The 17191-nt window shown below is 60.5% G+C and carries 14 protein-coding genes and 2 pseudogenes; 5 read left to right on the top strand and 11 right to left on the bottom strand.

Going from position 1 to position 17191, the window contains the following annotated elements:
* Positions 1 to 83: 83 nt before the first annotated feature.
* Positions 84 to 1126, top strand: a pseudogene (locus tag MHI61_RS09745) (DUF2278 family protein).
* 273 nt (positions 1127 to 1399) lie between these two features.
* On the opposite strand, the gene MHI61_RS09740 reads toward MHI61_RS09745, so the two are convergent.
* Entirely contained in the window at positions 1400 to 2620 is a 1221-nt protein-coding gene (locus MHI61_RS09740; protein WP_239791833.1) for a PLP-dependent aminotransferase family protein, read from the bottom strand.
* 319 nt (positions 2621 to 2939) lie between these two features.
* Here MHI61_RS09740 and MHI61_RS09735 point away from each other — a divergent pair, with 319 nt between their 5' ends.
* Entirely contained in the window at positions 2940 to 4040 is a 1101-nt protein-coding gene (locus MHI61_RS09735) for a branched-chain amino acid aminotransferase (RefSeq protein ID WP_239791832.1), read from the top strand.
* 73 nt (positions 4041 to 4113) lie between these two features.
* Positions 4114 to 4707, top strand: coding sequence for a class I SAM-dependent methyltransferase (locus MHI61_RS09730; protein WP_239791831.1), 594 nt, complete (start codon positions 4114 to 4116; stop codon positions 4705 to 4707).
* A 240-nt stretch (positions 4708 to 4947) separates the two neighbouring features.
* Here MHI61_RS09730 and MHI61_RS09725 read toward each other — a convergent pair.
* The 10 genes and pseudogenes from MHI61_RS09725 to MHI61_RS09680 form a co-directional block, all read right to left on the bottom strand.
* Positions 4948 to 6943, bottom strand: a pseudogene (locus MHI61_RS09725) (PhoX family phosphatase).
* A 136-nt stretch (positions 6944 to 7079) separates the two neighbouring features.
* Positions 7080 to 7226 carry a hypothetical protein gene (locus MHI61_RS09720; protein ID WP_239791830.1) on the bottom strand — a complete coding sequence of 49 codons (147 nt, stop codon included), beginning with the start codon at positions 7224 to 7226 and terminating at the stop codon, positions 7080 to 7082.
* Positions 7227 to 7574: 348 nt separating this feature from the next.
* Positions 7575 to 8594 carry a ketol-acid reductoisomerase gene (gene ilvC / locus MHI61_RS09715; RefSeq protein ID WP_239791829.1) on the bottom strand — a complete coding sequence of 340 codons (1020 nt, stop codon included), beginning with the start codon at positions 8592 to 8594 and terminating at the stop codon, positions 7575 to 7577.
* 50 nt (positions 8595 to 8644) lie between these two features.
* Positions 8645 to 9310, bottom strand: coding sequence for a TetR/AcrR family transcriptional regulator (locus MHI61_RS09710; protein WP_239791828.1), 666 nt, complete (start codon positions 9308 to 9310; stop codon positions 8645 to 8647).
* Positions 9311 to 9497: 187 nt separating this feature from the next.
* On the bottom strand, positions 9498 to 9857 hold the full coding sequence (locus MHI61_RS09705; protein ID WP_239791827.1) for a hypothetical protein: 360 nt from the start codon (positions 9855 to 9857) through the stop codon (positions 9498 to 9500).
* A gap of 46 nt (positions 9858 to 9903) precedes the next feature.
* Positions 9904 to 10338, bottom strand: coding sequence for a hypothetical protein (locus MHI61_RS09700; RefSeq protein ID WP_239791826.1), 435 nt, complete (start codon positions 10336 to 10338; stop codon positions 9904 to 9906).
* Positions 10339 to 10511: 173 nt separating this feature from the next.
* Entirely contained in the window at positions 10512 to 11765 is a 1254-nt protein-coding gene (locus tag MHI61_RS09695; RefSeq protein WP_239791825.1) for a DUF5996 family protein, read from the bottom strand.
* 90 nt (positions 11766 to 11855) lie between these two features.
* The gene (locus MHI61_RS09690) at positions 11856 to 12791 is read right to left on the bottom strand and encodes a pirin family protein (RefSeq protein ID WP_239791824.1); all 936 of its coding nucleotides are present in this window, start codon (positions 12789 to 12791) and stop codon (positions 11856 to 11858) included.
* Positions 12792 to 12970: 179 nt separating this feature from the next.
* A complete protein-coding gene (locus tag MHI61_RS09685) occupies positions 12971 to 14011 on the bottom strand; it encodes an LLM class flavin-dependent oxidoreductase (RefSeq protein ID WP_239791823.1) in 1041 nt (346 codons plus the stop codon).
* A 218-nt stretch (positions 14012 to 14229) separates the two neighbouring features.
* Entirely contained in the window at positions 14230 to 14889 is a 660-nt protein-coding gene (locus MHI61_RS09680; protein WP_239791822.1) for a hydrolase, read from the bottom strand.
* Between the two features lie 140 nt (positions 14890 to 15029).
* Between MHI61_RS09680 and MHI61_RS09675 the strand changes: the two genes are divergently transcribed.
* Together MHI61_RS09675 and MHI61_RS09670 are read left to right on the top strand one after the other, a co-directional pair.
* Positions 15030 to 15902, top strand: a complete 873-nt coding sequence (locus MHI61_RS09675; protein WP_239791821.1) for a LysR family transcriptional regulator — start codon at positions 15030 to 15032, stop codon at positions 15900 to 15902.
* Between the two features lie 494 nt (positions 15903 to 16396).
* Complete coding sequence (locus MHI61_RS09670) at positions 16397 to 17137, top strand: SDR family oxidoreductase (protein WP_239791820.1); 741 nt, start codon at positions 16397 to 16399, stop codon at positions 17135 to 17137.
* Positions 17138 to 17191: the final 54 nt, after the last annotated feature.

Genomic DNA, 17191 nt, shown 5'->3' with positions numbered 1-17191 from the left:
CCCTGCACGGCGAAGGATACGCGTCACAAAAGATGCACTTTACCAGTGCTAGCATGAGATCCCGCCACCGCAGCGAGGTTCTCATGCTGAAGAATTACAAGGTCCTGAAGGGTACTGCGAGCGCTCTCGCCCTCGATGACGACACCGATCCCCATATCGAGATCCGCATCGAGGCGGACGGCGTCAGCTACCGCATTGCCCTCAACGTCCGCTCGAAGATGTCGCCCCACGACCTGCTGTACGCCAATATCGTCGATTTCAAGCACGCGGCACTGACGGAGGCGCTCGAAGCCCTGCCGATGGGCCTGACTGACATCCGCAAAGACCGTCCGGAGCTTGCGATCGATTATGTCCGCGGCGGCCTGATCGAGCGCGAGGATATGGATGTCGCGCCCTTCCAGCTCTCCGGCCCGAGAACGATCTGAGGGAATTCATCGAGCCGATCGTCGAGGAAGGCATCGCCGATCCCGACATCCATTTCTATGCCTTCGGCGAAGCCTGGGGGCCGGAGCACGGCAAGCCCGACCAATATTTCGATTTCGAGCCGGGCAACGGCATCCACGACATCCACATGAACCAGGGTGACAGCGGCAGTTTCAAGGCTACCAACGGCCCGAACCAGGACGGGGCGCTGCTCGTCCATTTCACCGATACCGACGAATGGGCGGCGATCTTCCTCTGCTTCCAGTCGCAGAACTGGAACACCGATGCTGAGACCGGCCATCCCGTCTCCGAAAACCGCGGCGGCCAGGGCCGTGGCGAAGGCACGCGCCGGCCGCAGCCGGTCGTCGCCTCGTCGCTGCGCATCATCGCCGCGCTGATCAATCCGGTGAATGGCGAAGGCGGCACCGAGGCCGAAACGGTGACGCTGATCAACCGCTCCGACATGTCGGTGTCGCTCGACGGCTGGAAACTGGAGGACGAAAACGGCCGGACGCAGACGCTGTCGGGAACGCTTGCCGCAGGCGAGATCCGCACCATCGCGCTCGACGCCGCAGCCGGCGGTCCGCAGCTCGCCAACCGCGGTGGCGACATCATCCTGCGCAACACCGACGGAGCGGTGGCCGACCGCGTCGGCTACGGCAAGAGCGAAACGGCCAACGAGGGCTGGACGACGATTTTTTGATTAGACGCTGGTGCACTGGTTTGCAAAAACATGGCAATGGAAGGATAAACGCTTACCCCTTCCCTCTGAGAGAAGAGGGCGGAAGCACTTTCCTATCCTCCCTCATTCCTGTGCTCGTCACAGGAATCCAGCTTGCCCAAGTCCTTGGGCACGAGAGAGTCTTTCACGAACAAGAGTCAATCACGGCGCGGACGCGCCGTGGCTGGATTCCTGTGACGAGCACAGGAATGAGGGACGGCGGTGAACGCCACCGCTTCTTCTCATCCCTCCCGGTCACCCGCCAATCTCATCGGCAATCAACTTGCCCAACCGGCCAATGCCGTCCTCGATCATCTGCTCGTTGGCGCAGGAGAAGCTGAGGCGGAAGGTGTTGGCGCCGGAGCCATCGGCGAAGAAGGCCTTGCCGGGTACGAAGGCGACCTTGGCGGTTTCGAGCGATTTCGCCAGGAGCTTGGCGCCATCCATGCCTTCCGGCAGCGTGATCCAGATGAACATGCCGCCTTCCGGCTTCGTCCAGCTGGTGCCCTTGGGCATATATTTCTCAAGCGCCGCCAGCATGCAGTTGCGCCGATGGCTGTAGGCGGCCTTGATCTTGGCGACCTGCGCATCGAATCCACGCTCGGCGACATGGCTGATCGCGATCTGGTTGATCGTCGAGGAATGCAGGTCGGCCGCCTGCTTCATCAGCACCAGCTTGCGGATGACCGGCGCATTGGCGACCACGAAGCCGACGCGCAGGCCGGGCGCCAGCGTCTTGGAGAAGCTGCCGCAATAGATCGTGCGTGTATCGTTGATATGGCCCTTGTCGGCAATCTCCAGCGCCAGGATCGGCGGGATCGGCTCGCCGTCGTAGCGCAGCGACTGATAGGCCGCGTCTTCGATGACGGCAACGTCGAGTTCTTCGGCAAGCGCCAGCACCTGCTTGCGGCCGGCGAGATCGACCGTTTCGCCGGTCGGATTGGAGAAATCGGCGGAGAGATAGGCAAACTTCACCTTGCCGCCGGCGGCGGCTGCCGCCGCGCGGTAGGATTCCGGTGTCCGGTTGCCACCTGGCGTCAGCTGGTCATAGGCCGGCTCATAGGCGTTGAAGGCCTGTAGCGCGCCGAGATAGGTCGGCCAGGTCACCAGCGCGGTATCATCAGGCGACAGGAACAGCTTGCCGAGATAATCGAGCCCCTGCTGCGAGCCGGAGACGATGAAGACGTTGTTGAGTTCGCAGGGAATGCCGAGGGCCGCCATCTGCTTGGCCAGCCATTCGCGCAATGGCTTGTAGCCTTCGCTGACCGAATATTGCAGCGCCGAATTGACGGCAGCGCCGGCGAAGATATCCGCATAGGCCTGCTTGAATTCCTGATCCGGAAACAGCGCCGGATCCGGAATGCCGCCGGCAAAGGAGATGATGTCAGGCCGGTCGAGAAGCTTCAGGAGCTCGCGAATTTCGGATGCCCGCATGCGCGACGAGCGCGATGCAAACATGGTGTCCCAGTTCAGCATGGGGTTTCCTCGTATTTTTCTATAATACGGCCGACAAACCATGCGGCGGAAATTATGTCAATAATACTGACCTATTTTCTTGTCATGGTGACATGTTGGAGATCTTATATTCCAAAGCCTTGGATGTTCCGGATCTCACTTGATATTGATGCCATCCGATATCGAAGCCGCTCGGTCCCGGATTTGCCGCTCGACAGCAGCCACATCAAGCGATTAATCCTCCGATCAAAGCCGAAACCGGCTGATTCAGACCTTTCCAAGACCGGCTCGGCGGCGGTAGTGTCGCCGCCACTCTTCAATTTACTATCAAGGTGCAGCAATGACCGTGACGTCGGCCTCTCCTGAAATCAAAATCGAACTCCACAAGTCTCCCGTCTCGGATGCCGAACGTATCCAGGCGCTGGAGGCGCCCGGCTTCGGCAAGCTTTTCACGGATCATATGGTCCTGGCACGATGGACGGCCGAGAAGGGCTGGCACGATGCGAAGGTTACGCCCAGGCGGCCCCTGGAGCTCGATCCTGCGAGCGCCGTGCTGCACTACGCGCAGGAAATCTTCGAGGGCATGAAAGCCTACAAGGCGGACGATGGCCGGATTCTGCTCTTTCGGCCTGAAGAGAACGCACGCCGCTTCGCGCAGTCGGCGACCCGCATGGCGATGCCTCCCGTACCGGAAGAACTCTTCCTGAAGGCGGTCGAAGAGCTGGTGCGTGTCGACAAGGCCTGGATACCCTCCGGCGACGCCAGCCTGTACCTCCGCCCCTTCATGTTCGCCAACGAGGCGTTTCTCGGCGTTCGTCCGGCTCAGGAATATGTCTTCTGCATCATTGCCTCTCCGGTCGGCGCCTACTTCAAGGGCGGCGCCAAGGCTGTCTCCCTTTGGGTCGAGACCGAATACACCCGCGCAGCCGCCGGCGGCACCGGTGCTGCAAAATGCGGCGGAAACTACGCAGCCAGCCTCGTGGCGCAAGCCGAGGCGTCGAAGAAGGGTTGCGATCAGGTCGTCTTCCTCGATGCCGCAGAGCATCGCTGGGTCGAAGAACTCGGCGGCATGAACGTCTTCTTCGTGATGAACGATGGATCGGTGGTCACCCCGCCCCTTGGCGGCACGATCCTGCCGGGCATCACCCGGGCCTCCGTGATCGTGCTCGCCGAAGAGAGGGGCTTGCGCGTCGAGCAGCGCCCCTACTCGTTTGCGGAATGGCAAGACGACGCTGCCAGTGGCAGGCTCGCCGAAGCGTTCGCTTGCGGCACCGCCGCAGTCCTGGCGGGCATCGGCCTGGTTCGACATGCGGGCGGCGAATTTCTGATCGGAGACGGACAGACCGGCAAATTGACCAGCGAACTGCGCCAGCAGCTCGTCAGTCTGCAGAAGGGCGTAACGAACGATGAGCACGGCTGGACGCGCCTCATCCCGAGTTGAACTCGGTCGTGCGCCGACCCGCCTTCGGAGAGACACCTTCAATCCAACCGACCTTGGGGATCGGACGCTCCGCATGCACCGTAACAGCACCTCCGCCTTCTACGACGAAAACGCCGAGATTTATGCAAATCGGGCGCGCAGCCTGCCAAAGCAACAGCTCGATGCCTTCCTCGCGCGGCTCGCACCGGGTGCCGCAATCCTCGAACTCGGCTGCGGCGGCGGGCAGGACAGCGCCTACATGCTGTCGCAGGCTTTCCAAGTGACACCGACCGACGGCTCGGCGGAGCTTGCAAGGCAGGCGGAAATGCTGATCGGCAGGCCGGTCAGGGTCATGCTGTTCCAACAGCTCGACACGGAAAGCGCCTACGACGGCGTCTGGGCGCATGCGAGCCTGCTCCATGTTCCGAGATCCGAGCTCGCCGACGTCTTCGCCCGTATCCGCCGCGCTCTGAAAACCGGCGGTCTCCTCCATGCAAGTTTCAAAGCAGGCGAGGCTGAAGGCTATGACGGCTTCGGGCGCTACTACAACTACCCCTCCGCAGAGTGGCTGTCAGAGCTTTTGACCAGAGGCCGCTGGAGCGACATCGCCATCAGCGAAAGCGACGGCAGCGGCTATGACGGCAAGCCGACGCGGTGGATCACCGTGATGGCGCTGAGGGCCGCATAACGCGAATACCCGGCGCGGCGACAGGCTCATAAAGGCGGCCGGAAGAGGAGCTCGTCCCGGCCGCTAAAGCGCGTCGCATCAAATTTGATTCATGCGACGCGCTTTAGCTCTTTGTTTTTATGCATGTCGTTGTCCCGGAACCGCTGCACACTTCCGGGCGACATGCATTAAATGGCATTCGCAGCGAGTTGGCAGCCTGACTACCACCCGCCCTAAGGCTCGACGCCGCGTTTCCTGTCGTCAGACCGCAATCTTGCCGCCGCCGGCCTTGGTGATCGCAACGACCGCAGGACGCACCGGCATATCAGGTTTGAAGTCCGGCCAGCGGGTCGAAAGGTCCTCGTAATAGGACGGGCGGCCGTGGCCCGACCAGTCCTCGCCGCCATCGCCAGGATGCTGCACGGCGACGAACGCCGTCTGGTCGTCCGGCGTGAAGAGGGGGCCGCACATTTCGGCGCCGACCGGCACGCGGAAGAACAGTTTCGAGGTGGCGCGCGCCGCCCCTTCCGTATCGACGGCCCAGAGACCGTCGGTGCGACCGGTGGCCTTGTTGTTGTTGCCATCCGTCGACACCCAGAGGCGGCCGGCAGCATCGACGGCACAGTTATCGGGCATGCCGAACCAGCCGTTCTTGGTTGTTTCGGTCGAGAAGGTCGCGCCGACGGCCGCAACCGAGGGATCGCCGCACTTCAGGAGCACTTCCCACTTGCCTGACGTGGCCGTGAAGTCGCCGTCGTTTTCGGAGATTTCGATGATGTGGCCGAAGGCGTTTTCCGCGCGCGGATTGGCGGCATCCACCTGGTCGGCCTTGCGGCGCGTGTTGTTGGTCAGCATGACATAGACCTTGCCGTTGACGCCGTTCGGCTGGACGTCTTCCGGGCGGTCCATCTTGGTGGCGCCGAGTGTGTCACCGGCGCGGCGACATTCGATCAGCACGTCAGCCTGGCTGGTGAAGCCGTTCTCCGCCGTCAGCGGCCCCTCACCGAAGATCATCGGCAGCCACTGCATGGTGCCGTCCTCGTTGAACTTGGCGACGTGGAGCGTGCCGCTGTCGAGCAGGTTCATGTTGGCGGCGCGATCATTCGGGTTGAACGCCGCTGATGTCACGAACTTGTAGACATAATCGAAGCGCTCGTCGTCGCCGAGATAGAAGACGACCTTGCCGTTCTTGGCGACGATCGACTCGGCGCCCTCATGCTTGGTGCGGCCGAGCGCGGTCCGCTTCTTCAGGTGCCGCCGTCGGATCCATAACGTCGACCTCGACGATCCAGCCGAAACGGTTCGGCTCGTTCGGCTCCTTGGAAAGATCGAAGCGGTCGTAGAAATTGGCCCACTCGTAGGCGCCTTCCGGAACGCCGTAACGCTTGTAGTTCGCGGCCTCCTTGTGACCTTCCGGCAGCGCGCCGGAGAAATAGCCGTGGAAGTTTTCTTCGGCCATGATGTAGGTGCCCCAGGGGGTGACGCCGCCGGCGCAGTTGTTGATCGTGCCGATGGCGCGGGTGCCGGTCGCATCAGCGCTGGTCTTCAGACGGTCGTTGCCGGCGGCCGGGCCGGTGATTTCCATTGGCGTGTTGGCGGTGATGCGACGATTGTATTTGCCGTCGGTGACGACCTGCCACTTGCCACCCGTCTTGCGGATTTCGACGACGGTGCCGCCATGGGCCGCCATCTCGACATCCACCTGCTCCTTGCTGAGCGCGCCCTGCTTGATCTTGCCGTCGACCACCTGCACGAGCCCGGCAAACATCAGATGCGGGTTCGTGTATTCGTGATTGACGACCAGCAGGCCATGTTCGGACGAACCGTCGAGCGGAATAAAGCCGACATAATCGTTGTTGTAGCCGAACTGCTTGCTCTGGGCATCGGCCGTCTGCTTCGTCGGATCGAACGCAGGCGCGCCCGGCAGCACGGCATCGCCCCAGCGCAGCAGAATATCGGCATCATAACCTTCAGCGACATGATGCTTGTCGTCGACGCCGGCCTCCACTTCGGAGAAGTTGAAGGCAGAGCCTTTATTGTCCGCAGCGCGCGCCTCGTCCGCGCTCATCAGCGCGATCGGGCTTACTGTGGCTGCAATGGCGGAAACGGCAAGCGAGCCCTGCAGAAAATAGCGGCGTGAAAAACGCTTGCCGATGATTTCACCCATCGTCGGATTGGCGCTGGTGTTGTGGCCGTCACCATCCGCGTCCTCAAGCTGAGTCGTCGGGAAAATTTTCTGGGAAAGATGCTCGTTCATCCTATGCCTCCACAGTTAAAACTGGTGTCAAATTATCTTGTTTTAGACCCATTCTAAACCTAGAGGCACGGTATTACGGTTTTGCGACAGCAACGCCTCGGGGATGCTGTTCTCTCTCGGGCGGGAACGATACGGCTCAATAAAGGCTGCGGAGGCGCATATCGAAGAAACGGGCAAGGGATCGCTCGATGAACTCTTTGACACGAATGAAGCTTTCGAGCGCGCCTTGACCGGTCCCCATGCCGGGTCTGCGACGCCTCAGGTCCACCAGATGCTTGGCCACGCCACGATCCAGGGGGCCTCTCCTGTCGCAGAGAGGCATCAAGCCTAGCTGCGTCGCGAGGCTTTGATGAGCTGGACGACCCGAACGGCTGGATTGTTCTCGCGCGGCTGCGCGCCGGCTCGGCAACGGGTCGCGTCTTTTGGGACGCCAGCGATCTCGTCATCATGGCTCCGGCCGCTGACGTTGCAGCCCGACGCTTCGACCGCTGCGTGCTTATGTCCGGCTAGTGCGACGCAAGCGGAAAGCCGCTACCGAAGGCAACGGCTTGGCTGCACGACATGCAGGGAGGCAAAACCGCAAAGCGCGCCGCATGAACCAGGTTCGATGCGGCGCGCTTTTGAAAATCGCTTAGTTGACCGACTTGTCGACCAGCTTGTTCTTGCCGATCCAGGGCATCATGCCGCGCAGCTTGGCGCCGACTTCCTCGATCTGATGGCTGTCATTGTTGCGGCGGATGCCCTTGAAGCGGGCCGCGCCCGAGCGGTATTCCTGCATCCATTCGGAGGTGAACTTGCCGGTCTGGATGTCCTTGAGGACGCGCTTCATCTCGGCCTTGGTCTCTTCGGTGATGATGCGCGGACCCGTGACGTATTCGCCCCACTCGGCCGTGTTGGAGATCGAGTAGTTCATGTTGGCGATGCCGCCTTCATAGATCAGGTCGACGATCAGCTTCACTTCGTGCAGGCACTCGAAATAGGCCATTTCAGGCGCATAGCCAGCTTCGGTCAGCGTTTCGAAACCGGCGCGGATGAGCTCGACAAGACCGCCGCAGAGAACGACCTGTTCGCCGAAGAGGTCGGTTTCGCACTCTTCGCGGAAGTTGGTTTCGATGATGCCCGAACGGCCGCCGCCCACACCGCAGGCGTAGGAAAGAGCGAGCTCAAGCGCATTGCCGGAAGCGTTCTGGTGAACGGCAACGAGGCAGGGGACGCCGCCGCCCTTCTGGTATTCGCCGCGAACCGTGTGGCCCGGGCCTTTCGGCGCGATCATGACGACGTCGACCGAAGCCTTCGGCTCGATCAGGCCGAAGTGAACGTTGAGGCCGTGAGCGAAGGCGATGGCTGCGCCGTCGCGGATTTTCGGAGCGATGTCGGCCTTGTAGATGTCGGCCTGCAGCTCGTCCGGCGTCGCCATCATCATCAGGTCGGCCCAGCCGGCGGCTTCGGCAACCGTCATGACCTTGAAGCCGTCGGCTTCGGCCTTCTTGACTGTGGGCGAACCGGCCTTGAGAGCGATGACGAGGTTCTGGGCGCCGCTGTCCTTGAGGTTCAGCGCATGGGCACGGCCCTGCGAGCCGTAGCCGATGACGGCGACCTTCTTGGCCTTGATGAGGTTGAGATCGGCATCACGATCGTAATAGACGCGCATTTGAAGTTCCTTCCCTTGTGCTTGTCCTGTTGACTGTCATTAAAGCGAAATCAGCCGAGAGCGGGCATCTCCGCCAGTACCTTTTCCGTGCCGTAGAGCCGGAGGAAGGCGGTCACCGCCTTCTCCGCCTGGCGCGCGGTATCCTTGAGGCCGGGTTCGCCGAGCAGCATGCGCACATGCAGGTCGGAGACCACAAGGCCGTAAAGCGTATGATAGGCCTCATCGGCATCGGCGAAGCGCAGGAGCCCTGCCCTCTTGCCGGAATCGATCAGCGCCATGGCGCGACGGTCGATCTGGCGGCGGCCGCGCTCGAGCAGGAGCTTGCCGAGTTTCGAGCCGTCGCGATGCGACTGGCCGATGGCGAGCCGGTTCAGCGCCAGCGAGACGTCGCCGGCCAGCACCTCCAGCAGGTCGCGCGCGAAAATGACGACGTGGTCGTGCAGGCTCGCCGCCGTCAGCCGCTCGCCGTTGCGCTCGAAGGTGCGCACCTTGCTCGCCTGATAGGCGATCATCGCCGAGAGCAGACCATCGCGGTCGCCGAACCACTTGTAGAGGCTTTCCTTGGAGCAATTGGCGGCACGCGCGACACCCGAGGTCGTCAGCGCCTTCTCGCCGCCATCGACGAGCAACCGCAACGCCTGCTCCAGAACGGCGTTCTGGCGCGGCGAAAATTCGCTCGGCTCTGCAGTATCGACAGACACGGTCACGGCTCCCATATACGTACCGTACGGTACGGTTCGTGAGCTTTATGCGGCAAACCGACCGGGCCGTCAAGCCGAGCCCGGCAAATATTTTAGTTGGGAAAATCCGGCGGTCCCGAATTGCGGGGCGCATCAGCCGTAGCGCGCTGGGTGTTTAAAAAGCTTGCAAATGCATTGGAGCGGGAGCGGAACGTCGACCTTTCTATTGCTTTCGCTCAATCTCCCTTGGTGGATAGGGCTCGATATCTGCCGACCAATAGTGCTTTGCAATGTTCTGGCAGTTGCGGATCACATTATAGGCGATGTCAGGATCGCCTCCTTCGAAAGTGTCCGGGTCCGCACCGCACATCAGGCAATACATTCGCTGATGAACGACGGCTGCAAAGTATTGTAGTGCCGGCGCAGCTTCTTCTTGGCCAGCCGCTCGCATGTCGTCGGCGGCCTGCTTGGTCGCCTCCTCCAAAGCCAGCAACACCGCAGCAGACAACTCCCTGTCAGCGCGCTGGATGATGTCGGCGATCTTCCTCTCGGCAGGAGTTAGGACCGGATTGCTTTGTGTCATGCATCATTTCTCATTTATACGTGTCGCTTCGGCTATGCGGCTGCTCCTACTCTGGCGGTGCAGTGAGGAGCGACAGGTAATTCCTCGCGCTTTCGGTAAATTCCCGGTCTGTGTTCGATACGTTCTCAAGCCTTGCAAGCCGGGCGTCGGCCGCCGCCTCCAACCGGCTGTCGATCTGCGGATCCGAGGCGCGCACGTGCTCGACCAGCGCACAGATGACAGTTCTCAAAGCGAAGTTCTGAGCAGAATGTGCCAACTGCTGTCGTTCACTATCGTCTTTGTCGATATCCCCCTGGCGTTCTTTCTTCTTCCGGAGTGCTCCTGTTCCGCCACGCTCCCTCTCCCAATGACGAGCGACGTTGCGGCCCGCATAGAGGATTTTCCATGCGACTTCCGGATCTCCTCCGGTGTAGGTGGTTGGATCGGGCTCGGCACAGGCGAAGGAAGGCGTGGCGAAGAATCGCGTCGGCGAAGTGGTCATGTGGTGATGTGCCTAAGCCGGTTGACCGCAGCTCATGACCCGCGGTTCTGACGGCGTGATCAATCGCTTCATCGACTGCAGCCACCAATGCCTTAGCGGAATCCTGCAATATGCCGTTTCTTTCCTTCATGCCATCCTCCAGTTCCGCGGGTTACCGAATCGATCGGCACGTCTCACGACTTCCGAAGAACGTCTTGCCACTCTGGATGACGTCCGATCTGGGCCTTTGCGAACGGGCAGAGCGGTATGATTTCAAGTCCGTCACGCCGTGCATCCTCTACCGCTTGGCGCACAAGACGCTCACCGACCTTTTGGCCACGCAACGCGGCAGGAACGTCGGTATGGTCGATGATGATGAGGTCTTTGCCAGCTCGACTATAGGTCATCTCGGCCTCAACGCCATCGACCGTAATCCTGTAGCGCCCCTTCGACGACCCATCCTCCCGCTCGACCTTCTCGTTGACCAGCCGAATGGGATTGCCCAAATGCTCTGCGTCCGGCGCTCGGGCTTTACCTTTGCGGCCATGGGTGCACTCAAGCAAGTCCCGGTCCCACTTTCCTAGATCGGCAGCAGCCTCGTAGGTCGAGACGAGAAACGCCATCAGCGCTTCATCAGGACCGTCCGCAGATTGAACTGCTTCATATGGCAGGACGAACTCCGACAGGCTCTCATGCCAGAACGCAGCATCCGGCTCAACTGTCGCCCCTCGAAAGCCGTTAGGCGTCGGGTAGGCGTATGCGTAAAAGGCAGGATAGTCGAGGCCGCCACCGCCTGGCCAGAAACCTGCCGAGGAAACCTCCCGATCATAGGCTTCCTGTGCAACGCCGTCCGGCAATCCAGGAATACCGGCAGGATGGATTGGAGCCCGCCGTCCCGAAAAACGCGTGACGGCGAGATCAAAACTTCCCCAGAAGAGGTGCACCGGGCTGGATTTGCCGAGAAAAGACGTCCTGAACGTCTTTAATACACGGTCTATGGCCATCAACGCCTGATGAAATCTTTGAACAGCATCACGGTCGTAAGGACGGTCACGGCGATCCTCGCTGAACGGCACAGGGTTCGGGACTTCGTTTGGCTGGCCGTGGAAGTCCGGCGCGCCCCCAAGCTCGGCAATCAACTGAACAAAATGGTCGTGAAATTCCGCGACAGTGGAAGGCCCCAGCGCGAACGACGCACGGCGGCCGTCCCCGCTCACCCCTATCACCTTATGATCATGAAGGTCGAACAGGATCTCGATCCCGGAAGCGTCCGGAATTGCGGAGGACGTCAGGCCTGCGGGCGTTACGTAGAAAGTCGCATTCCAGGAGTGATTGAGCCATGGCGTATGAGCCAATCGATACTTCCCGGCGACCTGGAGGTAGAGATGCAGGGCGGAACACGTCTCGCGCCAGCTGAGGTAGTCGAGTCGAGGCCATTTGTTGCTCATTTCGTTATCTCCAAATTTTTCGGATCCACGTGATCGCGTCTGGACGTTCGGAAAGTGCAAGCTCGCCCCGCGCGAGAGCGGTGTCCTCCATCAGTCCGGCAGTGGGATATGCTCATCCCGGTCATCGATCGGAAGGTCGAAGCGTCCTTCGCCCCAATTCTGTGCTCGCCATTCAGCCTTGGCGTCTTCGATGCGCTCCTTCGACGAGGCGACGAAATTCCACCAGATGTATCTGGGTCCCGAGAGGGTCGAGCCACCGAGGATCATAATCCTCGCTCCTCTGTCACCGGCCGCTACAGTAATCCTGTCTCCGGGGCGGAACACCATCATTTGCGGCGCGCTGAACTCTTGGCCGGCGATCGAGATTGAACCTTCGACGATGTAAATACCCCGGTCCTCGTGATCATCCGGCATCGGCAGTAGCGCGGCTGGTTCCAGCTTCACATCAGCGTAGAAGGTTTCCGAGAACATCGTCGCAGGCGCCTGTTTTCCGTAGGCGCTTCCGAGGATCAGTCGTACCGAAACGCCCTCATCCTCGATCATCGGCAACGCAGCTTTGCCGTGATGCTCGAACGTGGGCGCCATCTCCTCATGACTTTCTGGCAGAGCCAGCCAAGTCTGAATTCCAAACAAGCTGTTCGGGCCGGTTCGAGCCGCCGCACTGGTACGCTCCGAATGGGATACGCCGCGGCCCGCAACCATCCAGTTCAACTCCCCCGGCCTTATGATCTGGTCGGCTCCGGTGCTATCACGGTGGTGGAAGTCGCCGCGATAGAGATACGTGACAGTGCCAAGACCGATATGCGGGTGCGGCCGAACATCAATCCCCTGACCGGTCAACAACTCGGCTGGCCCGGCCTGATCGAAGAAGATGAACGGCCCGACCATCTGCCGCTTCGGCGCCGGCAAAGCGCGCCGGACCTCGAAACCGCCGAGATCGCGAGCTCGGGGAACGATTAGCGTTTCGATCGCATCAACACTAATCTGATCAGGGCATCCTGGTTCAATGCCGGGGTTCCAACTCATGCACATCGTCCTTTTCTGTTGGCGTTCATGAAACCGATAAGTCAAGGCGAAGCCAGCCTGTGCCCGAATTGGACTTCACACGAGCCGCACGAAGCCTTTCTGCGACACCTTTTCAAACTGCGTCGCGACTGGCGCCTGGAGCGGCGACACGGGTTTGTCTTCGTCGAAGACTAGAAAACTCACGGTTTTCGTCCTGAAGCCCTGATGACGGGGGCAACTTCAGTCCCAAGCAGTTCAATTGAACGCTTCATCGCTGCCGGTTCAAGGGAGGCGGTGCTCATCTGGAAGGTGATGCGGGAAATGCCGCCAAGTTCCTCGCTGGCCCGGAGTATCTTGGCCGAGACGGTTGCTGGATCACCGACAAGAAAAGCACCTTCAGGACCGGCCATGGCTTCGAACTGCTGACGCGTTGGCGGCGACCAGCCGCGCTCGCGACCTATCTTCGCTGTCAGATGCGCCCACCCAGGAAAGAAGCCTTCCTTAGCTGCAGCGTTCGTCTCGCCAACGAAGCCCATTGCGTGTACGCCGACCCTGAGCATCTCGGGGCCGTGTCCTGCACGCCTGCCCGCTTCGCGATAGAGATCGATCAGTGGACGGAAGCGTTCAAAGCTGCCACCGATGATGGCGACCATCAGCGGCAGGCCGAGTGCACCGGCCCGCGCGAACGACTCCGGAGTGCCGCCAACACCGATCCACACCGGCATTTGCGGCTGATGAGGACGGGGGAACACGCCCTGCCCTCTGAGTGCCGGACGAAACCGGCCCTCCCATGTGACGCTCGTTGCTTCCCCTAGCTTGAGAAACAGGTCGAGCTTTTCGGCGAAGAGGTCGTCGTAGTCTCGTGTATCAAGACCGAATAGCGGGTAGGCCTCAACGAATGATCCACGGCCGACGACCACTTCCGCACGGCCTCGCGAAATCAGATCAAGGGTCGCAAATTCCTGAAAGACCCGCACTGGATCGGCGGCGCTCAGGACTGTCACGGCGCTTGTCAGTCTGATTTGCTCAGTGCGGGCTGCTGCTGCGGCCAGTATGACTGTGGGCGCAGAATCGAGAAATTCACCTCGATGATGCTCTCCAATGCCGAAGACGTCGAGGCCGACACGGTCAGCGGCGATAACCTCCTCGATAAGTTCGGCCATGCGATTCCTAGGAGACGGAAGCTGACCTGTCGCCGGATCCGGGAGGATGGCTGCGAAACTATCGATACCAATTTCCATGAGACGTCTTTGCAATCCGTTTAGCTATGAGCGGCCAGCGTTCAGAGTTCGCGATGGCAGGTACGGCCTTCCATCAACCGGCCGCGCCCATGATTGAAATACTCCGGCGACATCATCAACCTAGGGATAAAATGTCGATCACGGTCGACTGGCTGGGATGACGAGCTAGACCTGAGGCGAAATCCCTGCTCCGCTTGATTTCTCGTCATCCCTGCCGATTACCCCCCTACGGAGGCGGTTGGCACAGGGGTATTTAGCAACTGCTGCTCCCACAGGTAAGCGATGCCACTACCGCCGACATGTTGCACGATGACGTCGGTCACCTTTGCGGCCTGATCGGCACGAGCCCAGTCGCGTTGCCATTCAGCCGCAAGGGCCAGCCAGGTCATCATGTTCACGCCCGCAGCAATCATGCGTTGGATCGCGACCTGATGCGCTTCGACTGAAACAGCGCCGGATGCATCGGTTATGACCGTGACATCCCACCCCTCGCCTGCAGCTTGAATTGCCGGCATTGCGACGCATACCTCGGTCCAGAGTCCGGCGATGATCAGCTGCTTGCGGCCGGTCACCTTGACTGCATCTACGACCTTCTGATCCTGCCAGGTGTTGATGAATGTCCGGTCGATGATTTCCTGGCCAGGGAATACCTCGGCGATTTGGGGGAACAATTTGCCACCCCGCTCGGCGATCACCGTCGTCAGGATCGTGGGCACGCCAAAAGCCTTTGCTGCTTTTGCCAAACCCACCGTGTTGTTGACCACCATCGTGGGCTCGTGACTGTTGACGTTAGCCAACTGGTAAGGTTGGTGGTCAATCAGGACAAGCACCGAGTCTTCGGGACGAAGGAGTGAATTAAGGCCGTTACGAAAGGTCATGGAATATCCTAAGTTGGCGGTTCGTTGGCACAATTTGGACGCTCCTCTTCGGGAACAATCCGCGGCAAACTTGTCATTCCCTCATTCGATGCGGTAGTCCTCGATGTTGCTGAGCTGTGTCGCAAGAAGAGGAACGCAGAGTGGAAATCGAAGACCTCAGGACGTTTGTCGAAGTTGCTGATGCGGGTGGAGTGACGTCCGCTGCGCAGCGGCTTGGCATCTCCAAGTCGATGGTCAGCAGGCGTATCGCGCGGCTTGAAACCGACCTTGGCGCACAGCTTCTTGCCAGGACGACCCGGGGCATCGCGCTCACCGAAGCAGGCGCCACTTTCCGGGACTACGCTGCAAGAATCTCTGCGGAGATGGACGCGGCGCGAGAGACCATCCTGCCGGCTGGTGAGCTTTGCGGTCGCCTGAGGGTTGCTGCGCCCCTGTCCTTCGGTCCGACACATTTCGCTCCCGTACTCTCTCAAATGGCGCGCCAGCACCCGCAATTGCACATTTACTCTTGCTATACGGACCGCTTCGTCGACCTCGTCACAGAAGGTTTCGACTGCGCCATACGCGTGGGCTATCTGCAGGACTCCAATCTCGTCGCCAGACGTGTCGGCCCGCTTTACGGAAAGTTCGTCGCTAGCCCGGAATATATTGCTGCGAATGGCTCACCCGAGACGCCAGACGAACTTCTCGATCATCAGGCTCTGATGCAAGGAACGGAAGCGTGGCAGGTCACCGATGGGGATAAGGTTCTAACTGTTCGTCCACGAGGTCGCTTCAAGGCCGATAACGGTGTGGCTCTCTTGGCAGCCGCATTGGCGGGAATCGGTGTCGCCAGGCTTCCGGATGGCCTTACCGATGAACATATAGCTTCCGGCGCCCTCGTTCAGGTGATGTCTCGCTACCCGCCGCCTCCCGCAGGGATATTTGTGGTCAGGCCGCCGGGACAACATCCCTCCAGGAAAGTCCGTGTGCTGACTGAGATGTTGATCCAGTGCTTCGATGGCGGCGCCTAGAAGCAAGAGCGAGTGTCCCAAGCTCTGCGCGCCAGATGTTCCGGTTGGTGTTGTCGCTCCTGGCCAGCTGGCCGCAGCCTTGACCTGCTACAGCCGGTCGTTTCGCCGACCGATCTGCCGGAGCGTGTCGTCCAGGCTGATCCCAACGTGACGCTGAAAGCTCCCGTGACGTCGATGTCGACAAAGGCACAAATCCCTGCAAAGTGGATGCTGACAATGGTGCAGATCAAACCCGGCCTGGTCAGACCCGCACCGCTCTGGAGCAACCGGCCTCCCTGCCAGACTAGAGCTAGCATCGCCTGAGCAAAGGCAGCCGAGCCTCTGACTCGAGACATGTCGGCCGACGTTCCTCTTTACGCAACACAGTTAAGCATTTCTCATCACTACGAGGTGCCTACCGCGCACACCAGATTGGCGGAGCAAACCGACGAGCGCGTTCGCGGCGTCCGCGGTTCGCCTGAATGCTTGAAGCGACCAACTGGAAAGGACAACATATGATTGATCTCAAAGGAAAGCGTGCATTGGTAACCGGCGGATCGCGGGGTATCGGCGCCGCTATAGCGCTGGCGCTGGCGGAGAATGGCGCCGACGTAGCTTTCACATATCAACGCTCGGTCGAAAAAGCCGAAGCGGTGGCTAAATCCATCGAGAGCAAGGGGCACCGAGCAGTCGCCATTAAGGCCGATAGCTCCGACCCGGACGCCATCACACGCGCAGTAAGGGAAGCGGTATCCGCACTTGGTGGACTTGAAATCCTCGTTAACAGTGCAGCCATTGGGCACACCGGGACAATCGCTGACCTCAACGTCGACGACTTTCAGGCTGTGATGGACGTCAATGTACGAGCGCCAGTCCTGTTCGCCAAGGCTGTTATCCCCCATCTTCAAGAAGGGGGGCGGATCATCACCATCGGTTCGGCTTTGGGAGAGCGGGTGCCGTTTCCGGGCATAACGCCCTATGCGATGTCTAAGGCGGCACTTACATCCTTCACCCGCGGCCTTTCGCGGGAACTCGGCCCGAGCGGAATCACCGTTAATCTTGTGCAGCCCGGGGCGACCGATACGGATGCCAACCCGGCGGACGGCGCGGCTGCCGATTTCCAGCGAAGCCTGACCTCTTTGGGACGCTATGGCGAGCCGCGTGAAATCGCAAACGCTGTTGTCTTTCTGGCAAGTCCAGCCGCAAGCGTGATTACAGGCGCTACCCTGACCGCCGACGGCGGCGCGATCGCCTGACCGCACGTATGTGGGCAGTACAGCACCGGCTCCGTCCTGCATCAAGGACAGCGT

Origin of the sequence: Rhizobium sp. K102, assembly GCF_022385315.1 — a bacterium.
GTDB classification, from domain to species: Bacteria; Pseudomonadota; Alphaproteobacteria; order Rhizobiales; family Rhizobiaceae; genus Rhizobium; species Rhizobium croatiense.
Note: the sequence above shows the minus strand (reverse complement) of the source record. Positions and strands in the feature narration are given on the sequence as shown.

Bases quoted from the DNA above. Each gene is read 5' to 3' on its own strand.
- MHI61_RS09710 (WP_239791828.1), bottom strand. From the start codon at position 9,310: ATGGGAGCCGTGACCGTGTCTGTCGATACTGCAGAGCCGAGCGAATTT.
- MHI61_RS09670 (WP_239791820.1), top strand. From the start codon at position 16,397: ATGATTGATCTCAAAGGAAAGCGTGCATTGGTAACCGGCGGATCGCGG.
- MHI61_RS09740 (WP_239791833.1), bottom strand. From the start codon at position 2,620: ATGCTGAACTGGGACACCATGTTTGCATCGCGCTCGTCGCGCATGCGG.
- MHI61_RS09685 (WP_239791823.1), bottom strand. From the start codon at position 14,011: ATGGAAATTGGTATCGATAGTTTCGCAGCCATCCTCCCGGATCCGGCG.
- ilvC (WP_239791829.1), bottom strand. From the start codon at position 8,594: ATGCGCGTCTATTACGATCGTGATGCCGATCTCAACCTCATCAAGGCC.
- MHI61_RS09680 (WP_239791822.1), bottom strand. From the start codon at position 14,889: ATGACCTTTCGTAACGGCCTTAATTCACTCCTTCGTCCCGAAGACTCG.
- MHI61_RS09690 (WP_239791824.1), bottom strand. From the start codon at position 12,791: ATGAGTTGGAACCCCGGCATTGAACCAGGATGCCCTGATCAGATTAGT.
- MHI61_RS09695 (WP_239791825.1), bottom strand. From the start codon at position 11,765: ATGAGCAACAAATGGCCTCGACTCGACTACCTCAGCTGGCGCGAGACG.
- MHI61_RS09735 (WP_239791832.1), top strand. From the start codon at position 2,940: ATGACCGTGACGTCGGCCTCTCCTGAAATCAAAATCGAACTCCACAAG.
- MHI61_RS09730 (WP_239791831.1), top strand. From the start codon at position 4,114: ATGCACCGTAACAGCACCTCCGCCTTCTACGACGAAAACGCCGAGATT.
- MHI61_RS09705 (WP_239791827.1), bottom strand. From the start codon at position 9,857: ATGACACAAAGCAATCCGGTCCTAACTCCTGCCGAGAGGAAGATCGCC.
- MHI61_RS09700 (WP_239791826.1), bottom strand. From the start codon at position 10,338: ATGACCACTTCGCCGACGCGATTCTTCGCCACGCCTTCCTTCGCCTGT.